This window comes from Streptomyces mangrovi (assembly GCF_900114215.1).
Lineage (GTDB): Bacteria > Actinomycetota > Actinomycetes > Streptomycetales > Streptomycetaceae > Streptomyces > Streptomyces barkulensis.
On record NZ_FOSG01000014.1, the window covers coordinates 1 to 23,983 of the forward strand.

The following is a 23,983-nucleotide window of genomic DNA, read 5'->3' on the forward strand; positions in this document are numbered from 1 at the left end:
CGGCGTCATGGAGAAACCGGCTTCGTCCTCGAAGACGAGCCAGGCTCCATGGGCCGCCGCTGCTCTTCCGCGCAGGGCCACGTCTCCTTCACCCATCCGGTGACGGCGTCGTCGTCGCGCTCCATCGCGCGCCGGGCCGGCACCTGGCAGGACCAGCCATTGCGCACCAGCAACTTGCGCACGCCCTGGATCGTGTAGGTGAGGTGGAAGCGCCGCCCGATCACCGTCTTGACCCGGGCCAGGGTCCAGCGCTGGTCCTCCCAGCCGTGCGCGGCCGGCCCCTTGGCCAGCTCCCTCTCCAAGATGGCGAACTGCTCCTGGCTCAGTCGCGGCAGCGAGGCCGGCCCCTGCGAGCGCAGCGCCCGCGGGCCACCCTCGGCCCAGGCCCGGCGCCACCGCTGCACCGACCGCGCACTGACCCGCAGCTCACGGGCGATCGCCGCGTTCGTCTCGCCCCGGGCGAACTCCTCGGCCGCCTGGAACCGTAAATCCTCGCGGAACTGCTGCCGTTCGGCGGTCAGACCGCCGCCTTGCGGATACCTCATCCCACCGGCATACCGCAGGGATCAAGAACCGTCAGCCCTCACGACACCACCAGTTCAACCTCAGTAGAGGCGGAGAACGCCGCGCTGCGCAAGAAGGTCCGTGAGCTGGAGGAAGAACGCGAAATCCTGCGGAAAGCGGCGAAGTATTTCGCCGGGGAGACGCGCTGGTGAACCGCTTCCAGTTCGTCGCCGACCACCACCGCCGCTACGGCGTGAAGCGGCTGTGCACCATCCTCGACGTCTCCCGCTCCAGCTTCTACTACTGGCGCGCGACAGCCGCGGACCGGGCAGCGAGGCAGGCCGATGACGCCGCTCTCGCCGCCCGGATACGGGCCGTGCACCGAGAGTCGGACGGCACCTACGGCGTCCCCAGGATCACCGCCGAGCTCCGCGAGGCGGGCGAGCGGGTCAACCACAAGCGCATCGCGCGCGTGATGCGGAGCATCAATCTGGCCGGTGTGCGGCTGCGGCGCAGACACCGCACCACCATCGCGGACCCGGCCGCGGCGAAGGCCCCGGACCTGATCGGCCGCGACTTCATCGCGCGTGAGCCGAACAGGAGGTACGTCGGCGACATCACCTATCTACCGCTGGACGGCGGGAAGTTCCTGTATCTGGCCACCGTCATCGACCTCGCCTCCCGTCGCCTGGCCGGCTGGGCGATCGCCGATCACCTGCGCACCGATCTCGTCGTCGACGCCCTGGCCGCCGCCGAACTCACCCGCGGCGGCCTCGCCGGAGCGGTCCTGCACCCCGATCACGGAGCCCAGTACACCAGCGCCGCCTTCGCCGACGCCTGCCGCACAGCGGGCGTCCGGCAGTCCATGAGCGCGGTCGGCAGTTCGGCGGACAACGCGCTCGCCGAGTCCTTCAACGCGACGTTCAAACGCGAGACCCTCCAGGGCCGAAAGAGCTGGTCCGGCGAGCGTGAGGCCCGCCTCGACGCGTTCCGCTGGCTGCACCGCTACAACACCCGACGCCGCCACTCCCGCCTCGGGCACCGCAGCCCGATCGCCTACGAGACCACCTTCCGAACAACATCAACTACGCTGACGCCAGCCGCATAACCCGTGTCCAGGATTCGGGGTCAAGGCCCCTGCTGGTGGCCGCGTACTGGCGCACCAACCTCACCCTGCGCCAGCTCGCCCCGCTCTTCGGCATCTCCAAGTCGGCGGCCGACCGGATCATCGACCACCTCGGCCCGGCCCTCGCGCTTGGCGGGCCCCGGCCCGTCACCTCGGCCGCCGCGAGCACATCAGCGACACCGTCCAGGCCACCGCCGCCCTGCTGTCCCACCAGCAGACCGCGGATCTGACCCCGGCACCGCAGACGTGACCACTGAGCCCCACCGAAGCCCTCGACGCCTCACTACCAACCATGCACGAGCTCGCTAGTGCTCTGACCGCATAGGTTCGCCGGGTTGGTGGTCGTGGCGGTTGGATGTGGGGTGACGTCCGATCCGACCGCTGGAGGTGCGGTGGCCGAGCCTGTCCGTGTGCGCAGACTGACCGACCAGGAGGGGCAGCGGCTGCAGCAGATCGTGCGTCGGGGCAGCACGAGTTCGGTGCGTTATCGGCGCGCGATGATGCTGCTGGCCTCGGCCGGCGGGAACCGGGTGCCGGCGATCGCCCAGTTGGTGCAGGCCGACGAGGACACCGTCCGGGACGTGATTCACCGGTTCAACGAGATCGACCTGGCCTGCCTGGACCCTCAGTGGGCGGGAGGCCGTCCCCGCCTGCTCAAGCCTGTCGACGAGGACTTCGTCATCCAGACGGCCACCACCCGCCCCACCAAGCTCGGCCAGCCCTTCACCCGCTGGTCACTGCGTAAGCTCGTCGCCTACCTGCGGAAAGTCCATGGCCGGGTCATCCGCATCGGCCGCGAAGCATTACGCTGCCTGCTCGCCCGCCGCGGGATCACCTTCCAGCGCACCAAGACCTGGAAGGAGTCTCCGGATCCCGAGCGAGAGGCGAAGCTGGACCGGATCGAGGAAGTGCTGGACCGCTTCCCCGACCGGGTCTTCGCCTTCGACGAGTTCGGCCCGCTCGGGATCCGCCCCACCGCCGGCTCCGGCTGGGCTCGCCAGAAGCACCCTGACCGGGTGCCCGCCACCTTCCACCGCACCCACAGGGTGCGCTACTTCCACGGCTGCTACTCGATCGGGGACGACCGCCTGTGGGGCGTCAACCGCCGCAGGAAGGGCGCCGCGAACACGCTGGCCGCGCTGAAGTCGATCCGCGCCGCACGGCCCGACGGAGCCCCCATCTACGTGATCCTCGACAACCTGTCCGCCCACAAGGGCAGCGACATCCGCCGCCGGGCGACGAAGAACAAGGCCGAACTGTGCTTCACGCCGATCTACGCCTCCTGGGCGAACCCGATCGAGGCGCACTTCGGACCGCTGCGGCAGTTCACCATCGCCAACTCCAATTATCCCAACCACACCGTGCAGACCCGGGCACTGCACGCCTACCTACGCTGGCGCAACGCCAACGCCCGCCACCGCGACGTCCTGGCCGCCCAACGCAAAGAACGCGCCCGCATCCGCAGCGAGAAAGGCATCCGCTGGGGCGGACGTCCCCTCAAGACTGCAGCGTGACCGCCGTTCCCGCCGAGTGCGCAGTTCCTTGTGAAAGGCTGGGAGCATGATGGGCGGACCGTCCGAGAACCCAGAACTCTGGGCGTTCCTGGAATCACTGCACTGCGGCGAGATCCTTTCCGGCACCGTCACAGCGATCGAACGGTTCGGCGTGTTCGTGGCGCTGGACGACGGCCCGGACCACCCGGTCTTCCCCGGCGTCGGGTTCATCACGATCCCCGAACTGTCCTGGCGGCGCATCGAAACAGCCTTCGACGCTGTGCAGGTCGGACAACGCGTCTCAGCCGAGTTCCTTCAGTTCGACACATGGAACCTGGAGGCCAGACTGTCCTTGCGGGTGACACAGCCGGATCCCTTCCAAACATTCGCCGACCGCACTGCGGTGGGGCAGAAACTGCACGGACGGGTCACCAAACTGGTCCCGTTCGGCGTCTTCGTCCAGGTCACCGACGGGATCGAGGGACTGGTCCACCTGCGAGAGCTCACATCGGCGCCAGTGGAAAATCCGTCAGGTGTCGTCCAGGCCAGCGACGAGGTCACGGTCGTCGTCACCGAGATCGACCGGGAGCGGCGCAGGCTGGTTCTCTCTCGATGGCAAAGCTCATCCGACCACCGGTGACTCCTCCACGCTCCCGCGACGGTTCCTCGCGCGAGCGTTCCTGAGCGTTTGAGCGCCCACTCGGCGCAAGGGAAGCACCGCTCCAACCCGGCGAACCTATGCGGTCAGAGCACTAGACAGCTCCACCACAGCGGAGGTCTTCGCCATGAACAAGACCCACGGCTGTCAACAACGCTCGTGATCAATACACCTAGAACGCCGACGACGCGGCTCCTCGCCCCCGCCGTTCTTCCGCTCCTCATGCCGTGCCTTCAACTGCGCCGGGCGGCCACTGCCTCTGCTGCGACGGACGCGCCGACTTCGGCCTTCACAGGTTCTCTGAGGCCGAAGGGGGTGGAGGCTATCCAGTTTTTCGGTGCGTGGCAGGCCGGGCGAGCATCACGGTGACGCCGGCCAGGAGAGTGGTGGTGGCCAGGGCGAAGGCGATGCCGGAGTCGGCGGGGTGCAGGATCCAGGCCCACGGTTCGGGACGGCCGCCTTGGGCCCAACCGGTGGCCGCGCAGGTCAGAGGGATGGCGGTGAGGAGCACTCCGGCGATGCGGTGGCCTGCCAGGGGGCACAGCAGCAGGGCCAGGCCGATGTACCCGGCGGTGTTGCGTCCCAGGACCAGGGGCAGGTCGGTGGTGGAGAAGGTGTGGCACAGCAGGGCCAGGGCGGCCCCTGCCCCGGCGGTCGTGACGCCAAGGGCGGTGTCCAGGCCGCGCAGGGGGCGGCAGGCGACGCTTTCGCCGGTCAGGTCGCCGCGGCCCGTGCCGTACAGCAGTAGGAGGGCGGGCAGCAGGGTGATCAGGTGCCCGACGAGGAACTGCCCGGACTGCCCGGCCAGGGCCGGTACGGGCAGTTCGGCGTCGCCGATGAGCAGGCCGAGGAGTTGGGTGCCGACCACGGTGGCGGCCAGGGCGGGGATGGCGCGGGCCTTGCACCACCAGATCACGAGCCGCCTCCGGGCAGACGTAGCTGGGGCGGTGTCCCGCAGGTTTCCAGGGCGCGGAGGTTGGTTTCGTACCAGCGCAGTTGGACTGGGCGGGGCTGGGTGCGCACCTGCTGGGCGAGGGCGAGGTCGCGGGGGTCGACCCGGCCGGTGAGGTGGTGGGGTCGGGTGCCGGCGGTCAGCGACAGCCAGGCGCCCACGGGCCCGCTGGCTTCGAAGGGGTAGGGCCGGCCTTTCTCCGCGCATTCGGGGATGGGTGGCAGGAGGCCGGAAGCGATGCCGGCGGGGATCTCGGCGGGATCGTCATCGGGCAGGATGGCGAGTTTGGCGGCGCGCTCGCCGGGGTGGGCGGCCATGGTGAGGGTGGCGGGCACCACCACTCCGGCGTCTCGCAGCCGGGTGGCGGCCTGGCGGGTGCGGTCGCGGACCGCCTGTGGGTCGGTGACTTCGGGCCACAGGCAGATGCGGGGGCGGTCGCCGCGGCAGACCAGTTCCGCCTCGGGGCGGGCCCGCACCGGGTCGGCGTCCAGGTCGTGTGCGACCAGGGCCGCTCCCCCACCGCCTGCTGCGGTGACCAGGACGGCTGCGGCGACGGCGACCGCACCGGCGCGGTAGTGGATGAGCAGGACGGCGGCCAGGCACAGAGCGGCGGCGAACACCGCCCCGGCCCACAGGGCGCGGGCATCCACGGTCTGATCGACGGCGCAGCAGCCGCTCAGGCCGCCGCCGACGAGGTGGCGCAGCCACAGGACGTGCCAGGAGGACGGGTAGGCGTTGGCGATGAAGGCGCCGATCAGGGCCAGGGGAACGGCGATCAGCGGGCCGAAGCGCCGTCCCAGCAGGTATCCGACGAGGGTGTTGGCCGTCAGCACCAGCATCCAGACGGCCACGAACCCCGGATGCGGCAGGCCTGCTCCGGCATTGGCGGCGTTGGCCGACACCAGCACGGCGGTGGTCATGCCGAGCAGGCCCGCGGCGACGGCCGGCAGCAGGACGGGGACGGTGACGGCCAGCGCGGAGCGGACCGGCGCCTGATCGAAGACACCGCCGCGCTGCAGGCGGGTGCCCTCCCAGGCACCGATGCCCGCGCAGGCGGTGGCGGCAAAGGGCAGCGCGAAGCCGGCGCTGCCGGTGGCCGAGAGCCAGGAGCCGGTGGTGACCCACGCGGTCAGGTCGTCCCCCAGCGCGAGGAGGACGAAGCCGATCAGCAGCGGCGCGGCGACGGTGGCCGACGACGACCGCAGGAGGGTGCGCAGCAGCATCCTTCACACCTCCCCGCCCACGAGACGGGCGTAGGCGGCCTCGGCCTGCTCCCGCGGGCCGGCCGCAGCCCCGGCCAGCGCGTGGAAGTCCGCGGTGGTGCCCTGGAAGCGCACCGTTCCGCGGTCCAGGACGACCACCTGGTCGTACAGGTCGGCGATGTCCTCGGTCTGGTGGGTGGAGACCAGCACCTGCACCTCACCGGCCAGCTCGCCCAGCAGAGCGCGGAAGACCTTGCGCTGGGTGGGGTCCAGCCCGGCGGTCGGCTCGTCCAGCAGGATCAGCTCACTGCGGTGGGTGAGCGCCCCGGCGATCCCCATGCGGCGCAGCTGCCCGCCGGAGAGCTGGTGGCTGCGCCGCCCGGCCAGTTCCGACAGGCCCACCCGGGCCAGGCAGCCGGCCGAGGCCCGCCAGGCCGCGGCACGCGACATGCCTTTGAGCCACCCGGCGTAGGCGACCTGCTCGCGCACCGTCAGCCCCGGCACCGGGGTGATCTGCTGCGGCAGCCAGGCCACCGCTGTACGGTAGGCCGCCCGCTGGCGGCGGCCGGACGGGGTGCGGCCGTGCCAGGACACCCTCCCCCTGGTGGGGGTGAGGTGGGAGGCCGCCAGCGCCAGCAGCGTGGACTTTCCCGCGCCGTTGGGGCCCAGCAGCACCGTGGCGGGAGCATCGACGGTCAGGTCGAGGCCGTCGAGGACCAACCTCCCGCGCCAGTAGCCGAAGGTCAGGTCACGCAATGTCAAAGCCATGGTGGAGGAACACATCTCCGCCGTGCCGTACGGCACGGCTGGTCGGGAGCAGACAGGCGGACACCCACAGAGGTGGCCCGGCACGGCGGACAGCCGTGCCGGGCCACCTCAGCATGGCCGACTCACCACTTGATCGTCACGCTCTTCACGTTCAGACGGCCGCCGGAGGTGAAGCCGTACAACTCGAAGTAGTAGTCACCCGCAGCGACATCGCCCCACGCGTAGGTGTTGCACTCGTTGGTGCGCGACCCCTTGTTGTTATCCGGGCCGAGGACGTCCTTCCACAGGATCAGCGTCGCATCCCGGAACCCGCTGGCGCCGTCAGTGGAGCAGCCACTGAACGTCACCGAGGTACTGGTCGAGTCCCTGTTGTAGTCGTGCCAGCGCGAGGACTCGTTCCCCGGCAGCCAGTTGCTGATGTAAGTGCTCTTCGACCCCTCGGCATGCGCCGGCACCGCCCCTAAGAAGCCGACCAGCATAGCTCCTGCGATGACACTGGCGATCTTCTTGCTCTTCTCCTGCACGATCCTTCCCTCCTGGAGGCTCAACACAGCGCCAAGCGGCATGCGGACAGGGGGAAGGAGCGTGTTCGCCATCCCCCCCGCGGCACCTGCCGCAGTGGCGATCACGCATTGAACGATAACAACAAGTGTTCGATCAGTAACGAATCATACCGGATCTTTGGCTGAGTCTCAGGGGGAGCAGTGAGCACCTGCTGCTGACCGCAGAGTCATCGAACCGGAAGCCTCCCCCCTCGCCACCACGGCTTTCGTGCCCCGGCGACGAAGCGGCACCCTCCTGTACTCAGTCCGCTCCAACGAGTCTAAAAATGACCTGCCCAGCCTCTCGTCCCCGGTGTTCTCGCCACTAAGAGCGTGTCCTATGTGGTGGTCGGCTCGTTGGGCCGGGCATGGGGAGTGACCGGTGGGGATGGATCGTTCCGGACGGGCTGTGGGAGCTCGCGCAGCCGCTGCTGCCGCCGGCGAAGGTGCGGCCGCAGGGCGGGGGTACGCAGAACACCCCTGATGAGGCGGTGTTCGCCGCGATCATCTACGTCCTGGTCAGCGGCTGCGCCTGGCGAGCGCTGCCGCCGTGCTTCGGGATCTCCAAGTCCACCGCCCACCGCCGCTTCCTGATCTGGTCCCGAGCCGGAGTGTGGGGCCGGCTGCACCAGGCCGTGCTCGACAAACTCGCCGACCACGGCCTGCTGGACCTCTCCCGCATCGTTGTGGACTCGGCCCACGTGCGGGCTAAAAGGTGCCTCTATGGGCTTCGTCAAGCTGTAGCCGGGGTGGGTAACTGGTAGAAGGTGCCGTCGCGGAGCATCGCGAAGAGGACGTCGATGCGGCGTCGGGCGAGTGCGATGAGGGCTGCGACGTGGTGTTTGCCCTCGCGGCGTTTCCGGTCGTAGTAGGCGCGGGACTCAGGCTGGGAGAGCGAGGCGAACGCGGCGAGGTAGAAGGCCCGTTTGAGCTGCTTGTTGCCGCGTCGTGAAGGATGTTCGCCGCGGATGGAGGAGCCGGAGCTCCTGGTCACGGGTGCCAGATCGGCGTAGGCGGCGAGGTGGCCGGCGGTGGCGAAGCTACTGCCGTCACCGATGTCGATGAGGATGCGGGCCGCGGTCCTGACCCCGATGCCGGGCATCGAGATCAGGACCGGTGAAAGAGGGTGGGCCTCCAGGAGCTCTTCGATCCTTGCGGCGAGGAGTTTGCGCTGGTCAAGGACGGACGTGAGGGAACTGGCGAGGCTGGGGACGATCAGCGCGGCCGCGTCGGTGCCCGGAACGACGACGGTCTGTTCGTCGAGTGCGGTGAAGATGCCCTCCACCAGCCGCTCGGCCATCCGCGGTGCCTTCGGCCGTATCAGGGTGACCAGTCGTCGCCTTCCGGCTTTGCGGATCTGGGCCGGGGAGCCGAACTGCTCCAGCAGCCTGAGCACGGCCGGGTGTTGGATTCGTGGGCCCAGGACCCGTTCCAGCGACGGATGGATCTGGGTGAGCAGGCCGCGGAGCCGGTTGGCGATCCGGGTGGACTCGCCCGCCAGGTCGTCGTCGAAGCCTGCGATCATCGCGAGCTCGGCGACCGTCTCGTCAGCGGGGTCGACCGCCCGCAGGGTGTGGGGCATCGCTCTGGCAGCGTCCGCGATGACGAACGCGTCACGGGCATCGGTCTTGGCCTCACCAGGGTAAAGATCGGCGATCCGCCGCATGGTCAGCCCGGGCAGGTAGGCGACCTGGCAGCCCGCACCCCGGGCGACTGCCAGGGGCAGAGCTCCGATGGAAGCCGGCTGGTCGACGACCATCAGCACGGTCCCGTGCTTGGCCCGCAGCTTGTCGAACAGTTCCCGCAGCCTCGGCTCGCTGTTGGGCAACGGCTTGTCGAACACCTTCTTCCCAGCGCGGTTGACGGCGACGGCGTGATGTTCGCCCTTGCCGACATCCAGCCCCAGATAGACGCCGACACCAGATTCATTCGTCACGACCGTCGCTCCCGCCCTCGCCTGTTCCCCGGCCTCACCTGCGGCATCAGCGTGCCGGCATCCACGTTAGGTTGAGGGATCGGCGCTCGTGCCTCTAATCAGCGGTCTGCCAATGCCTCCGACACCGGCGACACCACCTTTTCGATCATCTCGACTGGGGGCTCAAGTCATACCGGGGCCGAAGGCCGGGAGCCTCCTTGCGAGGCCACGAAGAAGGTAACGGGGGCGAACACACAGGTCCGAGCCCCGTGGACCGGGGCAAGCCGGGTACCAAGGTGCACATCCTGTCCGACCGGTCCGGACTGCCCCTCGTGGTCGGCATCTCAACTGGCAACACCCACGACAGCCAGGGCCTGAAGCCGATGCTGGCCGGCCTCCACACGAGACACGACCCCGGCCGAGGCCGCGACTGCACCTTCGGCAAACTCCACGCCGACAAGGCCTACGACAACCCCGACCTGCGCCGATGGCTCCGCGGCAAACGCGTCGCCGTGCGGATCGCCCGCAAGGGCATCGAGTCCCGTGAGCGGTTGGGGCGCCACCGCTGGGTGATCGAGCGCACCATGGCCTGGCTCACCGGCTACCGCCGCCTGTCACCCCGCTACGAGCGCCATTCCCGCAACTACCTGGCCTTTCTCGGCCTGACCGCCGCCCTCTGCTGCTACAAGCGACTGATCCGCCTCACCACATAGGACACGCTCTAAACGAAGGGGATAAAAATAAAATATCCACATAATGGGCCGCCGTCCCGGCCTCGCGCGGCCACAGAAGGTAACGGGTCGGCGCATGTATGGTTTGCGTCACAGCGCTTTCGGGGCGACCGTGGGCAGGTGACGAGCCCGGATCCCTGGTCCGCCGCACCGAACGGGCTCCGGCCCCGCCCCGGCGGGCGTGCCCGTCCGCCCCTCCCGAGCCGCCGCTGCGCATGATCGACAACCTCGCGCGTTCCCACCGCGGGCACGAGTGTCCGGCGAACTGCCTGTGTGGTCGGGAGCGGCTCGGAGGCGGGGAGCCCGTACCCGCGCGGCATGCCGATGCACGAAACGTTCAACCCGCCCTTGGGCTGCGCTTCTTTCCGAGAGAGGCGGACGCCCGGCCGGGCTACACCCCGACCGGGCGGGTGGCGGGGCCGCGGAAGGTGGCGCGGTAGCCGGTGGGGGTGACGCCGAGGGTGCGCTGCATGTGCTGGCGCAGCGAGGCGGCCGTGCCGAAGCCGGTGTCGGCGGCGACCCGGTCGACGGACAGGTCGGTCTCCTCCAGCAGTTGCCGGGCCCGCTCGATGCGCTGCCGGTTCAGCCACTGGACGGCGGTGACGCCCACCTCCTCCCTGAAGCGGCGGGTGAAGGTGCGCACGCTCATCGACTCGCGCGCGGCCAGTTCGGCCAGCGTGATGGGCCGGTCCAGGTGCTCCAGCGCCCAGGCGCGGGCCGCGCCGGTGGAGGAGTGGCGCGGCTCGGCGACGGGCCGGGGGATGTACTGCGCCTGCCCGCCGTCGCGGTGCGGCGGTACGACCGTGCTGCGGGCCGCCCGGTTGGCGACGGCCGCGCCGTGGTCGCGGCGGATCATGTGCAGGCACAGGTCGATCCCGGCGGCCTCGCCGGCGGAGGTGAGCACGTCACCCTCGTCGGTGTGGAGGACGTTGGGGTCCAGCCGTACGGCCGGGTGGAGCCGCCGGAAGTGCTCGGCGGACTTCCAGTGGGTGGTGGCCCGGCGGCCGTCGAGGAGCCCGGCGGCGGCCAGGACGAAGGCGCCGGTGCAGACCGAGGCGATCCGGGTGCCCGGCCGGATGCGGGCGAGGGCGTCGGCGAGCTGGGCGGGCAGCCGCCCGCCGGGGTATGTCCCGTCCTCCTCGTGGCTGGCCGGGACGATCACGGTGGCGGCCTCGGCCAGTGCCTGCGGGCCGTGTTCGACGAGGACGGGGAAGTCGGCGTCGGTGCGGACCGTGCCGGGCTCGGGCGCGCAGGTCACCACCTCGTACAGCGGTGTGCCGGAGGCCGACTCGGCGGCGCGGAACAGCTGGTGGACCAGGCCCAGTTCCATCGGCAGCACCCCGTGACGGACCAGAACCGCCACCCGGTGCCGCCCAGGGTGTGTGAAGACGTCCATGGCCAGATTCTTTCAGATGTCGTCCATCAGGCCACTCGTTGGGCCTGACCGGCTCGAACAGCATCGAGGGCATGACGCACACGATCCGCACCACCGACACCGAGGACGCCCGTACCGCCCAGGCCCCGTCCGCCCCCCGGGGACGGCGTGTGCACCGGGCCTGGTGGGTCGCCGCCGTGGCCGCGCCGGCCGTCATGGGCGCGGGCGCCTTCGCCACCATGCCCGGTCTGCTGGTCGAGCCGCTCCACCGCGATCCGGGCTGGTCGCGCGGCTCCATCGGCCTGGCGCTCTGGGTGAACATGGCGGCCTCCGGGCTGGTCGCGCCCTTCGCGACCGCGCTCATGGGCCGCTTCGGGCTGCGCCGCGTCGCCGCCGCCGCGCTGGCCGCCGTCGCCGCCGGTGCGCTGCTCACCACGGTCATGACCCAGCCCTGGCAACTGGCCCTCTGCTGGGGCCTGCTGGTGGGGCTGGGTTGCGGCTCCGTGGCGATGGGGTTCGCGGCCGTGGTGGTGGAGCGGTGGTTCACCGCCCGGCGCGGCCTGGTCACCGGCCTGCTGACGGCGGCGAGCGTCTTCGGCCAGTTCGTCTTCATGCCGCTGCTGTCCTGGTCGATCGAGCGGTACCAGTGGCGCCCGACCACGGTGACGGTCGCGCTGGTGGCGCTCGCCCTGGTCCCGCTGGCCGGCCTGCTGCTGCGCGACCACCCCGCCGATCTCGGCATGCGCCCCTACGGCGCCCGGGAGTACGTCCCGCGCCCGCGGCCGACCCCGGGTGCGGCCCGCCACGCGCTGCGGGTGCTGCGCTCGGCCGCCCGCACCCGCCCGTTCTGGCTGCTGGCGGGCACCTTCGCCATCTGCGGCGCGTCCACCAACGGGATCATGTGGAGCGGTTTCGTGCCCGCCGCCCACGACCACGGGATGCCGCCCACCGTCGCGGCCTCGCTGCTCGCGCTCATCGGGGTCTTCAACGTGGCGGGCACGGTCGTCTCCGGCTGGCTCACCGACCGCCACGACCCGCGCCTGCTGCTGGCGCTGTACTACGGGATGCGCGGGGTCTCGCTGCTGCTCCTGCCCTACCTCCTGGGGCCCGAGGCCCACTGGCCGCTGATCGTCTTCGTGGTCTTCTTCGGACTGCTCGACGTGGCCACCGTCCCTCCGACGATCGCCCTGACGGCCGTCCGCGAGATCTACGGGGAGGGCGGCGGGGCGATCGTCTTCGGCTGGACGCTCGCCTTCCACCAGCTCGGCGCCGGGGTGATGGCCTTCGCCGGCGGCGCGCTGCGCGACGCGCTCGGCTCCTACGACGCGGCCTGGATCGTCTCCGGCGCGCTGTGCGCGGTCGCCGCCGTGCTGGCCCCGGCGATCGGCAAGCCGGGCCGGGCTCCGCGTCCGGTCCGGCGCGCGGGCCCGCGGCCGTGAGCGCCGGGGCGGGCCGTGGCCCGGGCCGGCCCGCCGGCGGTGCCGTCGTACGGGCCGCCGGCCGGGTACAGGGTGCCGTGCCGTGACCGGGCGGGGGCGGCGCATCGGTCAGGAGGTGTACAGCGACCGCACCCTGGTTACCCGGCCCTCTCCGTCGAAGCTCAGGTCATAGCCGACCAGCGGGAGGACCTCGGACGACTGGGCCTTCAGCCGGCTGACGAACTCGGCCTGCGAGTACGAAGAGGCCTTCGAGTCGTCGCCGAGCGGCACCGACAGCAGCACCCGGGCGTCCTCGGCCATGGGCACCGTGGTGTAGGGGCCCTCGCCCGGAACGACCACCCATGCCTCGTGCGGCTGCGTCATGGCCTCCTTCCGGGCCGGCCGCACCGACAGGTGGGTCCGTCCGTCGTCGGTCCAGGCGTCCTCGATCTGCACGAACTGCTTGGTGCCCGCCCAGGGAGCCGCCTCGGTCGGCACCGGAGTGCCGTCCGGGGCCGACCCCGCGCTCGGCACGGTGGTCGGGGCCTCCTCGCCGGCCGGAGCGGAGGGGGCGGCCGAGGCGGAGGGGGTGGGCGAGGCGGAGGGCGTCGCCGGCGCCGTCGGCTCGGCGGCGGACTTCCGCCCGTCGTCCGCGCCGCCGCAGCCGGTCAGGGCCGCGGCGCCGAACGCGAGGGCGGCGAGGCAGTGCACGGAGGTCCGGCGGTGTGAGAAACGCATGGTCAATTCCCCCTGGGGGCAGGTGTGATCCGGATACACGACCTCTACGCGCCACCCCACCCGGAGGGTTGCATCCGGATCCTCACTTTCCACCGGCGGCTCCTTCCGGAGCCCTCCGAGGGACCGGGCTCCCCCGCTCGGGGCGGGGGCTCCTGGAACAGGACGGCCCGCCGCGCTCACCCGTCGAGCCAGAACGCCTCCCGCAGCGACTGCACCCGGCCCGCGCTGTCGTAGTCGATGACGAACACCCACCGGGGCCCGTCGGCCAGCGGTTCCACCAGCCGGTCCAGCTCCACGTCCGCGGGCTCACCGCCGGTGAGCCGCCGTGCCTCCACCGGTGTTCTCCCCGGCAGGACCAGCGTGTGGACCACACCGGTGGGCGCCACGGTTCCCCGGGTGGCCCGGAGCCGCTCGACGGTGACCCGCACCGTGCCGTCCCCTTCCGCCACCGCGCCGTACACGTAGCCCAGTTCGCCGGCGTACTCCTCGCCCGGCGCGGGCGTGGGCGGCACGAACGGCGAGGCGGTCGGCGTCGGGGGGCCGGCGGGCTCCGCCGGCTCCCGGGGGGCCGAGGCGAGCGACAGCCCTCCCAGGACCAGCGCCGCGCTCAGCAGCGCGCCGCCGGACACCGCGGCCGCCCGCCTGCGGCGCAGGCGTCGCTCACCGCGTGCCCGGATCCGCTCCGCGGCCAGCGGCGCCACGTACCGCCGGCCCGACTCGGCGAGATCGGCGAGGTGGTCTTCCAACCGGTCAGCCATGTCGCACCTCCGAAAACCCGGTCTTCCGCGGATCCAGCTCGGTGTCGGCCAGCAACCGCGCCAGCGCCGTCCGTCCCCGGCTCAGCCGCGCCTTGACCGTGCCCACGGGGCTTTCGGTCTCGGCGGCCACCTGGTCGACGGTCAGGTCGCACAGATGGTGGAGCACCACCGCACGCCGCTGCGCCTCGGGTATCCGCCGCAACGCCTGGACCAGCAGCACGTGGTGCGGATCCGGCGGCGGCACAGCGGCGGGCGGGCCCTGCCGACGGGCGAAGGCCAGCGCGGTGCGCATCCGCCGCCACCGGCTGACCGCCAGCCGCCAGGCCACCTTGCGTACCCACGCCTCGGGGGCACTGTCCAGATCCAGCTCACTCCAGCGTTCCCAGGCCCGCACGAAGGCTTCCTGGACCACGTCCTGCGCCTCGGCGAGATCGCCCGTCATGGCGTACAGCTGGCCGATGAGCCGGCTGACGCTCGAAGCGTAGAAGGCGTCGAACGCGCGCTCCCGCGCGTCCCGGCCCTGTGGTTCGTCCGCTGGTCGCATACCCGCCCATCACGCTGGCCCGTGCCGCCCGGCTCCCTCACGACAGGACGCACCCTAGACGAGCGAGTCCGGTGTCCCGGGCCGGTGGCCGGGCACGGGGGATTGGACCTGCTCGTCTAGCCTCTACCGGTACCCCGGAGGACGACGGCAGGAGACGCGGTGCGGGACGCGGACGGGCGGGGAGCCGGACAGAGAGCGAGGCGGTGGACGGCCGGGCGCGCCGCCCTGGTCCTGCTGGTCGTGGGGCTGGGCACGGTGGTGGCGGGCGCCGTCTGGTTCCGCGCCGGCTACGTGGTCGCCACTCAGTCCGCCGACTCGATGTCGCCGACGTACCGGCAGGGCGAGCGGATCGCCGCCGAGCGGATCGACGGAGACGAGGTGCGCGCCGGGGATGTGGTCCTCTTCGCCGACCCGCGGTGGTTCCCGAACGGGGAACTGGCGATGAAGCGGGTCGTCGGCACCGGCGGCGACCGGGTGACGTGCTGCGCCGGAGGCCGGGTGAGCGTCGACGGCGAGCCGCTGTCCGAGCCGTACGTCAAGGACGGCGACCCGGTCGGCGGGAAGGGGCCGAGCTTCGACGTGACGGTGCCCGAGGGGCGGCTGTTCCTGCTCGGCGACCACCGCGCCAACTCGTACGACTCCCGCTTCCGCCTCTCCGACGGGCGGTCGGGCACGGTCGCCGCCGACGCCGTGCGCGGCAGGCTCCTGGACGGCGGGAGCACCGCCGAGCCGCTGCTCCCGCTCGCCACCGCGCTGCTCGGGGCGGTGCTCACGCTGGTCGGAGGGGTCCTCGGCGCCGTCGCGCTGATCCGGCGGCGGGCCGCGGGGTAGGCCACCGCGTACGGGCGCGCACCCGTACACGAGGCGGGTGCGGGCCGACGGCGAGCCGGGAGCCGGGAGTCCGGGTCCGCTGCGCCGAACGGGCCCCGGCCCCGCCCCGGCGGGCGTGCCCGGCCGGCCCCGCGCGCGGGGCCGGTACACACTGCCCGCATGCCCGACGACCAGCACGGGGACGGAGCACCGCCCTCCCCTCCCGAGCCGCTGCTGCGCATGGTCGACAACCTCGCGCGGTTCCACCGCGAGCACGAGGAGTTCTACGCACAGGCGCCCCTGCGGCAGGCGGCCGGGCTCCAGGCGCACTCGCGGGTGCTGAAGGCGCTCGCCGACCGGTGGAGCACGGTCGGCGCCGGCGAGCCGGCGGAGGGCCTGGCGTTCACCGGCGCGGAGGACCTGAACGCCCCCGGGCTCGTCGCCGAGGCCGGCGTCCTCTTCATGGAGGACGGGGAGGAGCCGACCGAGCTGAAGCGGCTCAGGCGCGACCTCGGCCTGCTCGCCGACGACAGCGAGCAGACCGGCGCCTGGCTGTCGGGCGCCATGGAGCGGTCGTGGGAGACGGCCGGGAGCCTGACCACCCATCCGGCGCTCGCCGACCTGGCCGGGGAGCGGCACCGGATCATCGCCGACGACTGGCAGGCCGCCGGTCTGCTCTCCCTGATCGCGCGGCTGCTGCGCCGGGCCCTGGAACTGCTGGCCCGCGTCGACTTCTCCCCGGCCGCCCTCCGCCTGGACCTGGCCGGCGGGCGTACGGCGCCCGCCTATCTCTACTCGGCCTCCGAACTGCTCGACCGCGCGGCGGATCTGCTGGCCGAGTCGGCGGCGCTCGTCCACGGCAACGAGCGCCGCTGGCGGACCTTCCGCGCCCGGGTCCGCGAACTCCTCCCCGAGTAGGTCCGCGCCCGGGCGCGGGGCCGGGCCGGCCAAGAGCGCAGCCCCGGCCTGGTAGCGGACCACCCCGCCCCCTCAGTCATCCGCCCCGCGTACGCGTACGCGGCGGCACCGGCCGGGGCGGCCGAGGGGGCGCGGGTGCTCCCGGGGGCGCACGACGGGGCGCACCACGGGACGCCGTAGGACAAGATCCACAATCCGTTCGTAACTTTTCCGCTCACCGGCAGATATGCACGGCGAACGGCGATCTGCCGTGAGCGGATGAGGGACGAGAGGAGAAGCACGGTGAGGCGGAACCGGACGACGCGCGGGTGCGTGGTGGCGGCGGGGGCGGCCGTGATGGCGGTCGCGCTGCCGGGTGGTGCCGGGTCGGCGTGGGCCGACGAGACGCACCACGGATCGCACAACGGGCCGACCGTCGCGCTGATCTCAACGGGGCAGATCGACGACCCGATGGAGGACGTGCTGGAGCACGCCGCGCTCTTCCAGCGGGACCACCACACGGGCTGAGCCCGGATCGGACACCGGCTCCGGGGTGAGGGAGTCGGCCCTGCACGGCGGGTTCGGACGGAGCCGGGCGGGGTCGTCGCACCGGAGGCGGCGGAGGCCGGGGCACGCACCGCCCCCGGCCTCCCGGCTGTCCGCGGGACCGGGTGGGACCGGTCCAAGGCAGCCGAGAGCCCGGCGGAAGGCGGCTGTGGGGGCCGCTCTTCCGCCGGGCCGGTGCTTCTCGGGGGCACCGGGCGCCGGGGCCCGGCGGGCAGGGGGTCCGGTCAGGCGCGGACCTTGGCGCGTTCCACGGCGGCGACACCCGCCGCGGCCAGGCCGATCTGGATGAACAACTCGATCCAGTCGACACCGCCGGTGTCCGCGACGCCGATGCCGGCCGCGATGAACGTACCGATCAGGGCGGCGACGATACCGACCACGATCGTCCACAGGACACCGATGCGCTGGCGGCCCGGCAGGACCAGCCGCCCCAGCACACCGACGATGACGCCGATGACGATCGCGGTGATGATGCCGGTTATCTCCATGACTTCACCCTTTCGGGTCGGTTTCCTCACCTCCTCCTTCCCGATCCCGGCTCGCACACACGAGGACATGTCAAGTTGTCAAAAGCCGGCGGTCCGGACCGGCCCCCACGTCGGGGAACCGGTCCGGACCGCCGGGCCGCCGCGCCGCGCTCAGGCGCCGATGCCCCGTCCGTCCTCGCGCCAGACGGCGACGACCGACGGCCGGACGACCTTCCCCGGCCCGTCGGGCCAGGCCGAGGCGGGCTGCTCGTAGCTGGCGCCGTCCACCTCGCCCGGGTGCTGCACCGCGACCAGCACCCGGCGGTCCTGAATGATCGGGCCGCAGGTCTCGGCGCCGACGGGCACCGTGAGGAACTGCCGCACCTCACCGCGCCGTCCGCCCGCCGTGGCCACGCCGAACAGGCCGTCGTTGGAGCCCAGCGCGTTGCCGTCCGTGGACAGCCACAGGTTGCCGTAGGAGTCGAAGGCGATGTTGTCCGGGCAGGAGATCGGGCTGACCTGGTCCTTGGGGAAGCCGCCGTAGTAGGTGGAGGGGTCCTCCGGGTCGCCGCAGACCAGGAACAGGCGCCAGGCGAAGCCGTCGGCCGCCGGGTCGTCCCAGTGCTCGGCCAGTTCCAGCACCTGGCCGTGCTTGTTGGCGTTGCGCGGGTTGGCCTCGTCGGCGGCCGGGTTGGAGTCCACGCCGCGCCGGGAGTTGTTGGTCAGCGCCACGTAGACGCGGCCGGTGCGCGGGCTGGGCTGGACGTCCTCGGGGCGGTCCATCTTGGTGGCGCCCACCTTGTCGGCGGCCAGCCGGGTGTGGACGTAGACCTCCTCGGCGCTCATGCCGGGGACGTGGGAGGTGGTGCCGGTGGCCAGCGGGATCCACACGCCGGAACCGTCGAACTCGCCGTCGGAGGGCAGCTTTCCGCTGCCGTCGATCTCGGCGGCCGGGCTGTCGCCGGTCAGCTTCGCCACGTAGAGGGTGCCCTCGTCCAGCAGCGTGAGGTTGTGCTCGCGGGCGGCGCGGCTGTTCCCCTTCATCATGCGCTTGGAGGAGACGAACTTGTAGAAGTAGTCGAAGCGCTCGTCGTCGCCCATGTAGACGACCGGGCGGCCGTCGGCGGTCAGGCGGGGCTCGGCGGCCTCGTGCTTGAAGCGACCCAGCGCGGTGCGCTTGCGCGGGACGGAGTCGGGGTCGTACGGGTCCACCTCGACGACCCAGCCGAAGCGGTTGGCCTCGTTGGGCTCCTTGGTGAGGTCGAAGCGGTCGTCGAACCGCTCCCACTTGCGCCCCGACGCGCCGCCGCTCATGCCGTACCGCCTGAGCCTGGCCTTCACCTCCGGGTCGGTGACGGAGGCGGCGCCTGCGAAGTACTGGTTGAAGTTCTCCTCGCCGGACAGCGCCGTGCCCCAGGGGGTGGTGCCGCCCGCGCAGTTGTTGAGGGTGCCCAGCACCTTGGTGCCGGTGGGGTCTGCGGAGGTCTTCAGCAGGTCGGACCCGGCGGCCGGGCCGGTGAGGCGGAACTCGCTGCCGGTGGTGAAGCGGCGGTTGAGGTGGTGGCGGGGGACGGCCGTGAGCTTCCCCGTGCGGCGGTCCTCCTCCACCACGACGACGGACAGACCGTGCGCGGCCCAGGCGATCTCCACCTGCTCGCGCGTGGGGTTGTCGCCGTCGTAGCCGGGGAACATCAGCTCTTCGTCGGTGTACTCGTGGTTGGCGAAGAGCACCTGGCGCCCGCGCTCGCCCTTGAGCGGCAGCAGGGTGAGGAAGTCGTTGTTGTAGCCGAACTGGCCGGCCTGCGCCTTCGCGCTCTGCTTCTCCGGGTCGAAGGCGGGCGCGCCGCGCAGGATCGGGTCACCCCAGCGGATGACGACGTTCTGCGCGTAGCCCTCGGGGACGGTCACCGCGTCGGCGGTGTTCGGCGCGACGGGCGCGAAGCGCAGACCGCGCGCCGCCCCACGGATCTTGCCGCGCCCCTTCTCCCAGCCCTTGCCCGGTACGACGGGGGGCTTCGCGGATGCCTCGGGCGCCTGGCCGATACCGACCGCCGCCCCGGCGGCGGCGGTGGCGCCGACGACGGCGCCGGCGCGCAGCACCGAGCGGCGGGAGAGGGCGGCGGCGATGACGTCGCCGGCGTACTCGTTGCCGCTGGTGTTGGGCACCTCGTGGAAGCAGGCGTCGCCGCAGCGGTAGCGGCAGGTCAGGGCGGCTCTCCCGCCGGGATGCGAACCGATCAGCGGCAGCAGTTTGCGCATGGTCCCCTCCGGATGTTCCGTGTCTACGCGTGTCGGACGCTAGGCGCGCGGGCACGACGGGGGGCGACCGCACGGTAAACGTAGGGTGAATCCGACCCGTGGAATCGGCAGGCCGTCCGGCGGCTGCCCGACGGTCGCCGGCGCGTCCGCCGTGGCCGGATCCGTACGGTCGCCGCAGCGGCGCACCCGGTGCCGGCACCCCCCCGCGCCGCCCTTCCCCCGGCCCTCCCGGCACCCCCGCGCGCGGCGATATCCGGACCGGCCGCACGGCCCCGGGCCGTTAGGATTTCCCCATGGCGGCCACTGGAAAAGAGCAGCAGGGGGCGAAGGCGTTCTACGTCACGACCCCCATCTACTACGTCAACGACGCTCCGCACCTGGGCCACGCCTACACGACCGTCGCAGGCGACGTGCTCACCCGCTGGCACCGCCAGCGCGGCGAGAAGGTGTGGTACCTCACCGGCACGGACGAGCACGGTCAGAAGATCATGCGCACCGCCGAGGCCAACGGGGTCACCCCGCAGGAGTGGTGCGACAAGCTCGTGGAGGAGGCGTGGAAGCCCCTCTGGGAGCACCTTGAGATCGCGAACGACGACTTCATCCGCACCACGCAGCAGCGGCACACCGCCCGCGTCCAGGAGTTCGTGCAGGACCTGTACGACAAGGGCGAGATCTACAAGGGCGAGTACGAGGGCCCGTACTGCGTGGGCTGCGAGGAGTACAAGTCCCCCGGCGACCTGCTGGAGGGCGAGGGTGAGTGGGCGGGCGAGAAGCTCTGCCCGATCCACAAGAAGCCCGTGGAGATGCTCCAGGAGGAGAACTACTTCTTCAAGCTCTCCGAGTACGGGCCCAAACTCCTGGAGCACTACGAGAGGCACCCGGAGTTCATCCAGCCCGAGTCGGCGCGCAACGAGGTCGTCAACATCGTCCGCCAGGGCCTCGAGGACCTGTCGATCTCCCGCTCCACCTTCGACTGGGGCGTGAAGATCCCCTGGGACGACAAGCACGTGATCTACGTGTGGATCGACGCCCTGATGAACTACGCCACCGCCGTCGGCTACGGCCTCGACCAGGCGAAGTTCGAGGAGACCTTCCCCGCCGACGTCCACCTGGTGGGCAAGGACATCCTCCGCTTCCACGCGGTGATCTGGCCCGCGATGCTGATGGCGCAGGGCCTGCCGCTGCCGGGCAAGGTCGCCGCCAACGGCTGGCTGATGGTCGGCGGCGAGAAGATGAGCAAGTCCAACCTGACGGGCATCTCGCCGCAGCAGCTCACCGAGCACTTCGGCGTGGACGCCTACCGCTGGTACTTCCTGCGCGCCATCGCCTTCGGCCAGGACGGCTCCTTCTCCTGGGAGGACTTCACCCACCGCTACACCAGCGAGCTGGCCAACGACTACGGCAACCTCGCCTCGCGCGTGGCCGCCATGGTGAACAAGTACTTCGACGGGCTGCTGCCGGAGTCCAAGGCGGACGGCGGGGCCGAGCAGGCGATCCGGGAGGGCATGGCGAAGGCCGTGGCCGAGGCCGACCGCCGCATCGGCGACGAGCTGGACTTCGCGGGCGGCATCGCGGCGGTCTTCGACTTCGTCAAGCAGGTCAACGGCTACCTCACCGAGCAGGAGCCGTGGAAGGTCGCCAAGGACACCTCGCCCGAGGCCCAGGAGCGGCTGGCGACGATCCTCTACACCGCCGCCGAGTCGCTGCGCGCCTGCGCGGTCCTGCTCAACCCGGTGATGCCGCGCACCTCCGGCCTGCTGTGGGACTCCCTCGGCGCGGAGCCCGCGCTGGGCGCCCTGGCCGACCAGCGCGTCCAGGACGCCGGCGCCTGGGGCCTGCTCCCGGCGGGCACCCGGGTCACCAAGGGCCAGGCGCTCTTCCCGCGCCTGGAGGAGCCCAAGAGCGCGTAAGGCGGCGCCCGGCCGCCCCGCTTCCTGACCCCCGGCCGCCCCGCTCCTGCGGGTGCGGCCGGGGGCCGCGGCGCGTACGGCCCTCCGCCGGGGCGCCGGACGCTCACAACTCCCAGGTGTGGATGCGGCCGGCGGGGGAGGTGTAGGACATGGTCTGGCCCCGGGGTGTGACGCGGACGGTGAACCACTCGCGGCGGGGCCGGTTCAGCTCCCGCCAGCGCCGGTGGGCGCGCTCGACCACCGCCCACAGGTCCCGGGGTCCGGCGGCGGCGACCGCCGCGCCGGCGCGCCCGTCCCCGTGGTCGGCCACCCGCGCGCGGGAGCCGTCGGCGGGGTCGTACAGGACGGTGGTGTGGGTGCCGTCGGCGGCGCGGTGGTGTTCGCGTTCGACGCCGGGCCCCAGGTGGAGCTGGGCGAAGAAGGAGAACGTCCAGTCGTCCAGCACGCCGCCGGACAGCGGCGTCTCCCGGCCGCGCCCGCCCTCCGGGCCGGACGGGGGCGGCGCCGGGCGGGGGCCGGACAGCAGCGGCATGAAGGCCGCCGGGGTGTGCAGGAGGTGCCCGGCGGCCGTGCCGTCCGCGAGCTTGGTCAGCCGGGCCAGCGCCCCTCCGGCCAGCGTCCCCTTGAGCGGGACCACCATGATCCCGCCCGTCGCGCACTGGTCGGTCCAGGCGGCGGGCACGCGCCGCACCGAGCAGGTGGCGATGATCCGGTCGAACGGCGCGTGCCCCGGGGCGCCCGCCGCGCCGTCGGCCGTCTCCACCACCGGCGACATCCCCAGGCCGCCCAGCCGCTCCCGCGCCGCGGCGGTGAGGCGTTCGGAGACGTCCACGGTCACCACGTTCTCCGTACCGGCCAGCCGGCACAGCAGCGCCGCGTTGTAGCCGGTGCCCGTGCCGACCTCCAGCACCCGCGCACCCGGCTCGGTGTCGAGGGCGTCGAGCATGTCGGCCATCAGGCTCGGCGCGGTCGAGGAGGAGGTGGGCACACCGGTGACGGCCCGCTCCCCCGCGTCCTCCGCGTGGAGCCCGTCCACCTCGGTGATCAGGGAGTCGTCCGCGTACACCCGCGCCGCCCACCCACCGGCGTCCCCGCCCCCGCGGCGGCAGGGCAGGAAGCGGTCGCCGTCCCGGCGGTAGAAGACCGGGACGAACCGGTGGCGCGGCACGTTCAGGAAGACCTCGGCCAGCCGCGAGGAGAGCACCACGCCGCCCTCGTCCATCCGCCGCACCATGCCGACCCGCGCCTCGACCAGTTCCCCGCGTTCCCCGTGCTCGCCGTGCCCCCCGTTCTCCCAGTGCTCGCCGTGCTCGTCGCCCCCGTGCGGTCTCACGTCCCTTTCCCTTCCAGCCAGTCGGCGACGGCGGCCGTGATCGGCAGCCCGGTCGCCTGCTCCACGAAACCGAACTGCCCGCTCGGATTGATCTCCAGAAAGCACCATCGCCCCTCGGGGGTGACGACGAAGTCGAACGCGCCGTAGGGCAGGCCGAGGGTGTCCATCATCCGGCGTACTCCGGCCGCGACGGCCGGCGGCGGCTCGCACAACCGGTATCTGTGGCTGTCGTAGTCGCTGCGCCAGTCCACGTGTCCGGCCGGCGAGTCCGTGTGGATCTCGGCGGCGAACAGCCGCCCGCCCACGGCCGTCAGCCGCACCTCGTACGCCTTGGGCACCCATTCCTGGAACAGGTGCGCCGTGGTGGCGACGTCGGGGTGGCCGAGTTCCGCGGGGCCGACGATGCTGGTGTAGACGGCCGCCGACCTCCCGCCGACGGTGCCGCGCACGGGGGTGAAGGGTTTGAACACCACCCGGCCGCCGGCCTCCTCACCGAACTCCCTGGCCGCGCCGGGGTCGTTGGTGATCAGCGTGCGCGGCACGGACAGTCCGGACTCGGCCGCGACGCGCAGTTGCAGGGGCTTGTACTCGGCGTCGGCCGCTCTGCCCGGGGGCGGCAGCCACCGGACCGGCAGCGCCGCCAGCAGCCCGCCGAAGCCCCGCCGGGCCTCCCGTTCGGCCACCCTGCGGGCGTCCGGCGACATCCCGTCGGGGAAGCGGGGGCGGGCGGGCCTGCGGTAGTAGACGCTGCGCACGTCCCGCAGGTCCAGCGTCCGGCGCCCGGTGCGCAGGGTGCCGCTCCACGCCCTCCCGGCCGCATGCCCGCCCTCTCCGGCCCGACCGGCCTCCTCGGTCCTCCCGCCGAGGCGCGCGGCCAGCGACAGCCTCAGCGGGAAGTCCGCGACATCGGTGCGGAAGACGGGCACGGCCCGCCGGTTCAGCTCCTCGACCACCAGGTCCGCGGTGGGGTCGAAGCGGCCCGTCAGCACCAGGACCGTCCCGGACACGGCCGGCCC

At 72.2% G+C, this 23,983-nt stretch carries 21 protein-coding genes and 4 pseudogenes; 11 read left to right on the forward strand and 14 right to left on the reverse strand.

Features of this window, described 5'->3' with window-relative positions; genetic code table 11:
- Positions 1-545, reverse strand: a pseudogene (locus tag BM237_RS19045) (winged helix-turn-helix domain-containing protein); the annotation flags it as partial.
- On the opposite strand from BM237_RS19045, the pseudogene BM237_RS19050 reads away from it, so the two are divergent.
- The 4 genes and pseudogenes from BM237_RS19050 to BM237_RS19070 form a co-directional block, all read left to right on the forward strand.
- Positions 489-1,612, forward strand: a pseudogene (locus BM237_RS19050) (IS3 family transposase); the annotation flags it as partial. The pseudogenes BM237_RS19045 and BM237_RS19050 overlap by 57 nt on opposite strands.
- 23 nt (positions 1,613-1,635) lie before the next feature.
- Positions 1,636-1,761 (forward strand): annotated as a pseudogene (locus tag BM237_RS19055) (helix-turn-helix domain-containing protein); the annotation flags it as partial.
- Positions 1,762-2,022: 261 nt separating this feature from the next.
- Positions 2,023-3,144: an IS630 family transposase gene (locus BM237_RS19065; RefSeq protein ID WP_342746247.1), complete on the forward strand. Its 1,122-nt coding sequence runs from the start codon at positions 2,023-2,025 to the stop codon at positions 3,142-3,144.
- Positions 3,145-3,190: 46 nt separating this feature from the next.
- Entirely contained in the window at positions 3,191-3,763 is a 573-nt protein-coding gene (locus BM237_RS19070; protein ID WP_093850915.1) for a S1 RNA-binding domain-containing protein, read from the forward strand.
- A gap of 340 nt (positions 3,764-4,103) precedes the next feature.
- On the opposite strand, the gene BM237_RS19075 is transcribed toward BM237_RS19070, so the two are convergent.
- The 4 genes from BM237_RS19075 to BM237_RS19090 all read right to left on the reverse strand — a co-directional run bounded on the left by BM237_RS19075 (position 4,104) and on the right by BM237_RS19090 (position 7,332).
- Positions 4,104-4,697: a hypothetical protein gene (locus BM237_RS19075; RefSeq protein ID WP_093850916.1), complete on the reverse strand. Its 594-nt coding sequence runs from the start codon at positions 4,695-4,697 to the stop codon at positions 4,104-4,106.
- Positions 4,694-5,956: a DUF7224 domain-containing protein gene (locus BM237_RS19080; RefSeq protein ID WP_093850917.1), complete on the reverse strand. Its 1,263-nt coding sequence runs from the start codon at positions 5,954-5,956 to the stop codon at positions 4,694-4,696. Before BM237_RS19080 ends, BM237_RS19075 begins: the two co-directional genes overlap by 4 nt.
- A 3-nt stretch (positions 5,957-5,959) precedes the next feature.
- Entirely contained in the window at positions 5,960-6,703 is a 744-nt protein-coding gene (locus BM237_RS19085) for an ATP-binding cassette domain-containing protein (protein WP_093850918.1), read from the reverse strand.
- Between the two features lie 122 nt (positions 6,704-6,825).
- A complete protein-coding gene (locus BM237_RS19090; RefSeq protein WP_139238129.1) occupies positions 6,826-7,332 on the reverse strand; it encodes a hypothetical protein in 507 nt (168 codons plus the stop codon).
- A 281-nt stretch (positions 7,333-7,613) separates the two neighbouring features.
- Here BM237_RS19090 and BM237_RS19095 point away from each other — a divergent pair.
- A pseudogene (locus BM237_RS19095) lies at positions 7,614-7,961 on the forward strand (transposase); the annotation flags it as partial.
- A 17-nt stretch (positions 7,962-7,978) separates the two neighbouring features.
- Here the strand turns inward: BM237_RS19095 and BM237_RS19100 are convergent.
- Positions 7,979-9,181, reverse strand: coding sequence for an IS110 family RNA-guided transposase (locus BM237_RS19100; protein ID WP_093850920.1), 1,203 nt, complete (start codon positions 9,179-9,181; stop codon positions 7,979-7,981).
- 197 nt (positions 9,182-9,378) lie between these two features.
- Here BM237_RS19100 and BM237_RS19105 point away from each other — a divergent pair, with 197 nt between their 5' ends.
- Positions 9,379-9,873, forward strand: coding sequence for an IS5 family transposase (locus tag BM237_RS19105; RefSeq protein ID WP_281253940.1), 495 nt, complete (start codon positions 9,379-9,381; stop codon positions 9,871-9,873).
- A 409-nt stretch (positions 9,874-10,282) separates the two neighbouring features.
- On the opposite strand, the gene BM237_RS19110 is transcribed toward BM237_RS19105, so the two are convergent.
- On the reverse strand, positions 10,283-11,287 hold the full coding sequence (locus BM237_RS19110; protein ID WP_093850921.1) for a GlxA family transcriptional regulator: 1,005 nt from the start codon (positions 11,285-11,287) through the stop codon (positions 10,283-10,285).
- 71 nt (positions 11,288-11,358) lie between these two features.
- Here BM237_RS19110 and BM237_RS19115 point away from each other — a divergent pair, with 71 nt between their 5' ends.
- A complete protein-coding gene (locus tag BM237_RS19115; protein WP_093851042.1) occupies positions 11,359-12,705 on the forward strand; it encodes an MFS transporter in 1,347 nt (448 codons plus the stop codon).
- A gap of 108 nt (positions 12,706-12,813) precedes the next feature.
- Here the strand turns inward: BM237_RS19115 and BM237_RS19120 are convergent, their stop codons facing one another.
- The 3 genes from BM237_RS19120 to BM237_RS19130 all read right to left on the reverse strand — a co-directional run bounded on the left by BM237_RS19120 (position 12,814) and on the right by BM237_RS19130 (position 14,724).
- A complete protein-coding gene (locus BM237_RS19120; RefSeq protein ID WP_093850922.1) occupies positions 12,814-13,422 on the reverse strand; it encodes a hypothetical protein in 609 nt (202 codons plus the stop codon).
- 176 nt (positions 13,423-13,598) lie between these two features.
- Positions 13,599-14,180, reverse strand: a complete 582-nt coding sequence (locus tag BM237_RS19125; protein ID WP_093850923.1) for a hypothetical protein — start codon at positions 14,178-14,180, stop codon at positions 13,599-13,601.
- A complete protein-coding gene (locus BM237_RS19130; RefSeq protein WP_093850924.1) occupies positions 14,173-14,724 on the reverse strand; it encodes a SigE family RNA polymerase sigma factor in 552 nt (183 codons plus the stop codon). Before BM237_RS19130 ends, BM237_RS19125 begins: the two co-directional genes overlap by 8 nt.
- A gap of 159 nt (positions 14,725-14,883) precedes the next feature.
- Between BM237_RS19130 and lepB the strand changes: the two genes are divergently transcribed.
- The 3 genes from lepB to BM237_RS19145 all read left to right on the forward strand — a co-directional run bounded on the left by lepB (position 14,884) and on the right by BM237_RS19145 (position 16,959).
- On the forward strand, positions 14,884-15,555 hold the full coding sequence (gene lepB, locus BM237_RS19135) for a signal peptidase I (RefSeq protein WP_093850925.1): 672 nt from the start codon (positions 14,884-14,886) through the stop codon (positions 15,553-15,555).
- Positions 15,556-15,714: 159 nt separating this feature from the next.
- Positions 15,715-16,452, forward strand: a complete 738-nt coding sequence (locus tag BM237_RS19140; RefSeq protein ID WP_093850926.1) for a hypothetical protein — start codon at positions 15,715-15,717, stop codon at positions 16,450-16,452.
- A 282-nt stretch (positions 16,453-16,734) separates the two neighbouring features.
- Positions 16,735-16,959 (forward strand): hypothetical protein, encoded by a 225-nt coding sequence (locus tag BM237_RS19145; protein ID WP_093850927.1) that lies wholly within the window; start codon positions 16,735-16,737, stop codon positions 16,957-16,959.
- 263 nt (positions 16,960-17,222) lie between these two features.
- Here the strand turns inward: BM237_RS19145 and BM237_RS19150 are convergent, their stop codons facing one another.
- Positions 17,223-17,486 (reverse strand): GlsB/YeaQ/YmgE family stress response membrane protein, encoded by a 264-nt coding sequence (locus BM237_RS19150; RefSeq protein WP_093850928.1) that lies wholly within the window; start codon positions 17,484-17,486, stop codon positions 17,223-17,225.
- 150 nt (positions 17,487-17,636) lie between these two features.
- Complete coding sequence (locus tag BM237_RS19155) at positions 17,637-19,724, reverse strand: PhoX family protein (RefSeq protein WP_093850929.1); 2,088 nt, start codon at positions 19,722-19,724, stop codon at positions 17,637-17,639.
- 293 nt (positions 19,725-20,017) lie between these two features.
- On the opposite strand from BM237_RS19155, the gene metG reads away from it, so the two are divergent.
- Positions 20,018-21,634 carry a methionine--tRNA ligase gene (gene metG, locus BM237_RS19160; protein WP_093850930.1) on the forward strand — a complete coding sequence of 539 codons (1,617 nt, stop codon included), beginning with the start codon at positions 20,018-20,020 and terminating at the stop codon, positions 21,632-21,634.
- A 103-nt stretch (positions 21,635-21,737) separates the two neighbouring features.
- Here metG and BM237_RS19165 read toward each other — a convergent pair whose 3' ends face one another.
- Together BM237_RS19165 and tgmB are read right to left on the reverse strand one after the other, a co-directional pair.
- Entirely contained in the window at positions 21,738-22,967 is a 1,230-nt protein-coding gene (locus BM237_RS19165) for a methyltransferase domain-containing protein (RefSeq protein ID WP_245793766.1), read from the reverse strand.
- Entirely contained in the window at positions 22,964-23,974 is a 1,011-nt protein-coding gene (gene tgmB / locus BM237_RS19170) for an ATP-grasp ribosomal peptide maturase (RefSeq protein ID WP_245793767.1), read from the reverse strand. The genes BM237_RS19165 and tgmB overlap by 4 nt, the downstream gene beginning before the upstream one ends.
- Positions 23,975-23,983: the final 9 nt, after the last annotated feature.

Excerpts from the sequence above, each read along its gene's own strand:
- BM237_RS19070 (WP_093850915.1), top strand. The coding sequence starts at position 3,191 with ATGATGGGCGGACCGTCCGAGAACCCAGAACTCTGGGCGTTCCTGGAA.
- BM237_RS19080 (WP_093850917.1), bottom strand. The coding sequence starts at position 5,956 with ATGCTGCTGCGCACCCTCCTGCGGTCGTCGTCGGCCACCGTCGCCGCG.
- BM237_RS19085 (WP_093850918.1), bottom strand. The coding sequence starts at position 6,703 with ATGGCTTTGACATTGCGTGACCTGACCTTCGGCTACTGGCGCGGGAGG.
- BM237_RS19110 (WP_093850921.1), bottom strand. The coding sequence starts at position 11,287 with ATGGACGTCTTCACACACCCTGGGCGGCACCGGGTGGCGGTTCTGGTC.
- BM237_RS19115 (WP_093851042.1), top strand. The coding sequence starts at position 11,359 with ATGACGCACACGATCCGCACCACCGACACCGAGGACGCCCGTACCGCC.
- BM237_RS19120 (WP_093850922.1), bottom strand. The coding sequence starts at position 13,422 with ATGCGTTTCTCACACCGCCGGACCTCCGTGCACTGCCTCGCCGCCCTC.
- BM237_RS19125 (WP_093850923.1), bottom strand. The coding sequence starts at position 14,180 with ATGGCTGACCGGTTGGAAGACCACCTCGCCGATCTCGCCGAGTCGGGC.
- BM237_RS19130 (WP_093850924.1), bottom strand. The coding sequence starts at position 14,724 with ATGCGACCAGCGGACGAACCACAGGGCCGGGACGCGCGGGAGCGCGCG.
- BM237_RS19140 (WP_093850926.1), top strand. The coding sequence starts at position 15,715 with ATGCCCGACGACCAGCACGGGGACGGAGCACCGCCCTCCCCTCCCGAG.
- BM237_RS19150 (WP_093850928.1), bottom strand. The coding sequence starts at position 17,486 with ATGGAGATAACCGGCATCATCACCGCGATCGTCATCGGCGTCATCGTC.
- BM237_RS19155 (WP_093850929.1), bottom strand. The coding sequence starts at position 19,724 with ATGCGCAAACTGCTGCCGCTGATCGGTTCGCATCCCGGCGGGAGAGCC.
- metG (WP_093850930.1), top strand. The coding sequence starts at position 20,018 with ATGGCGGCCACTGGAAAAGAGCAGCAGGGGGCGAAGGCGTTCTACGTC.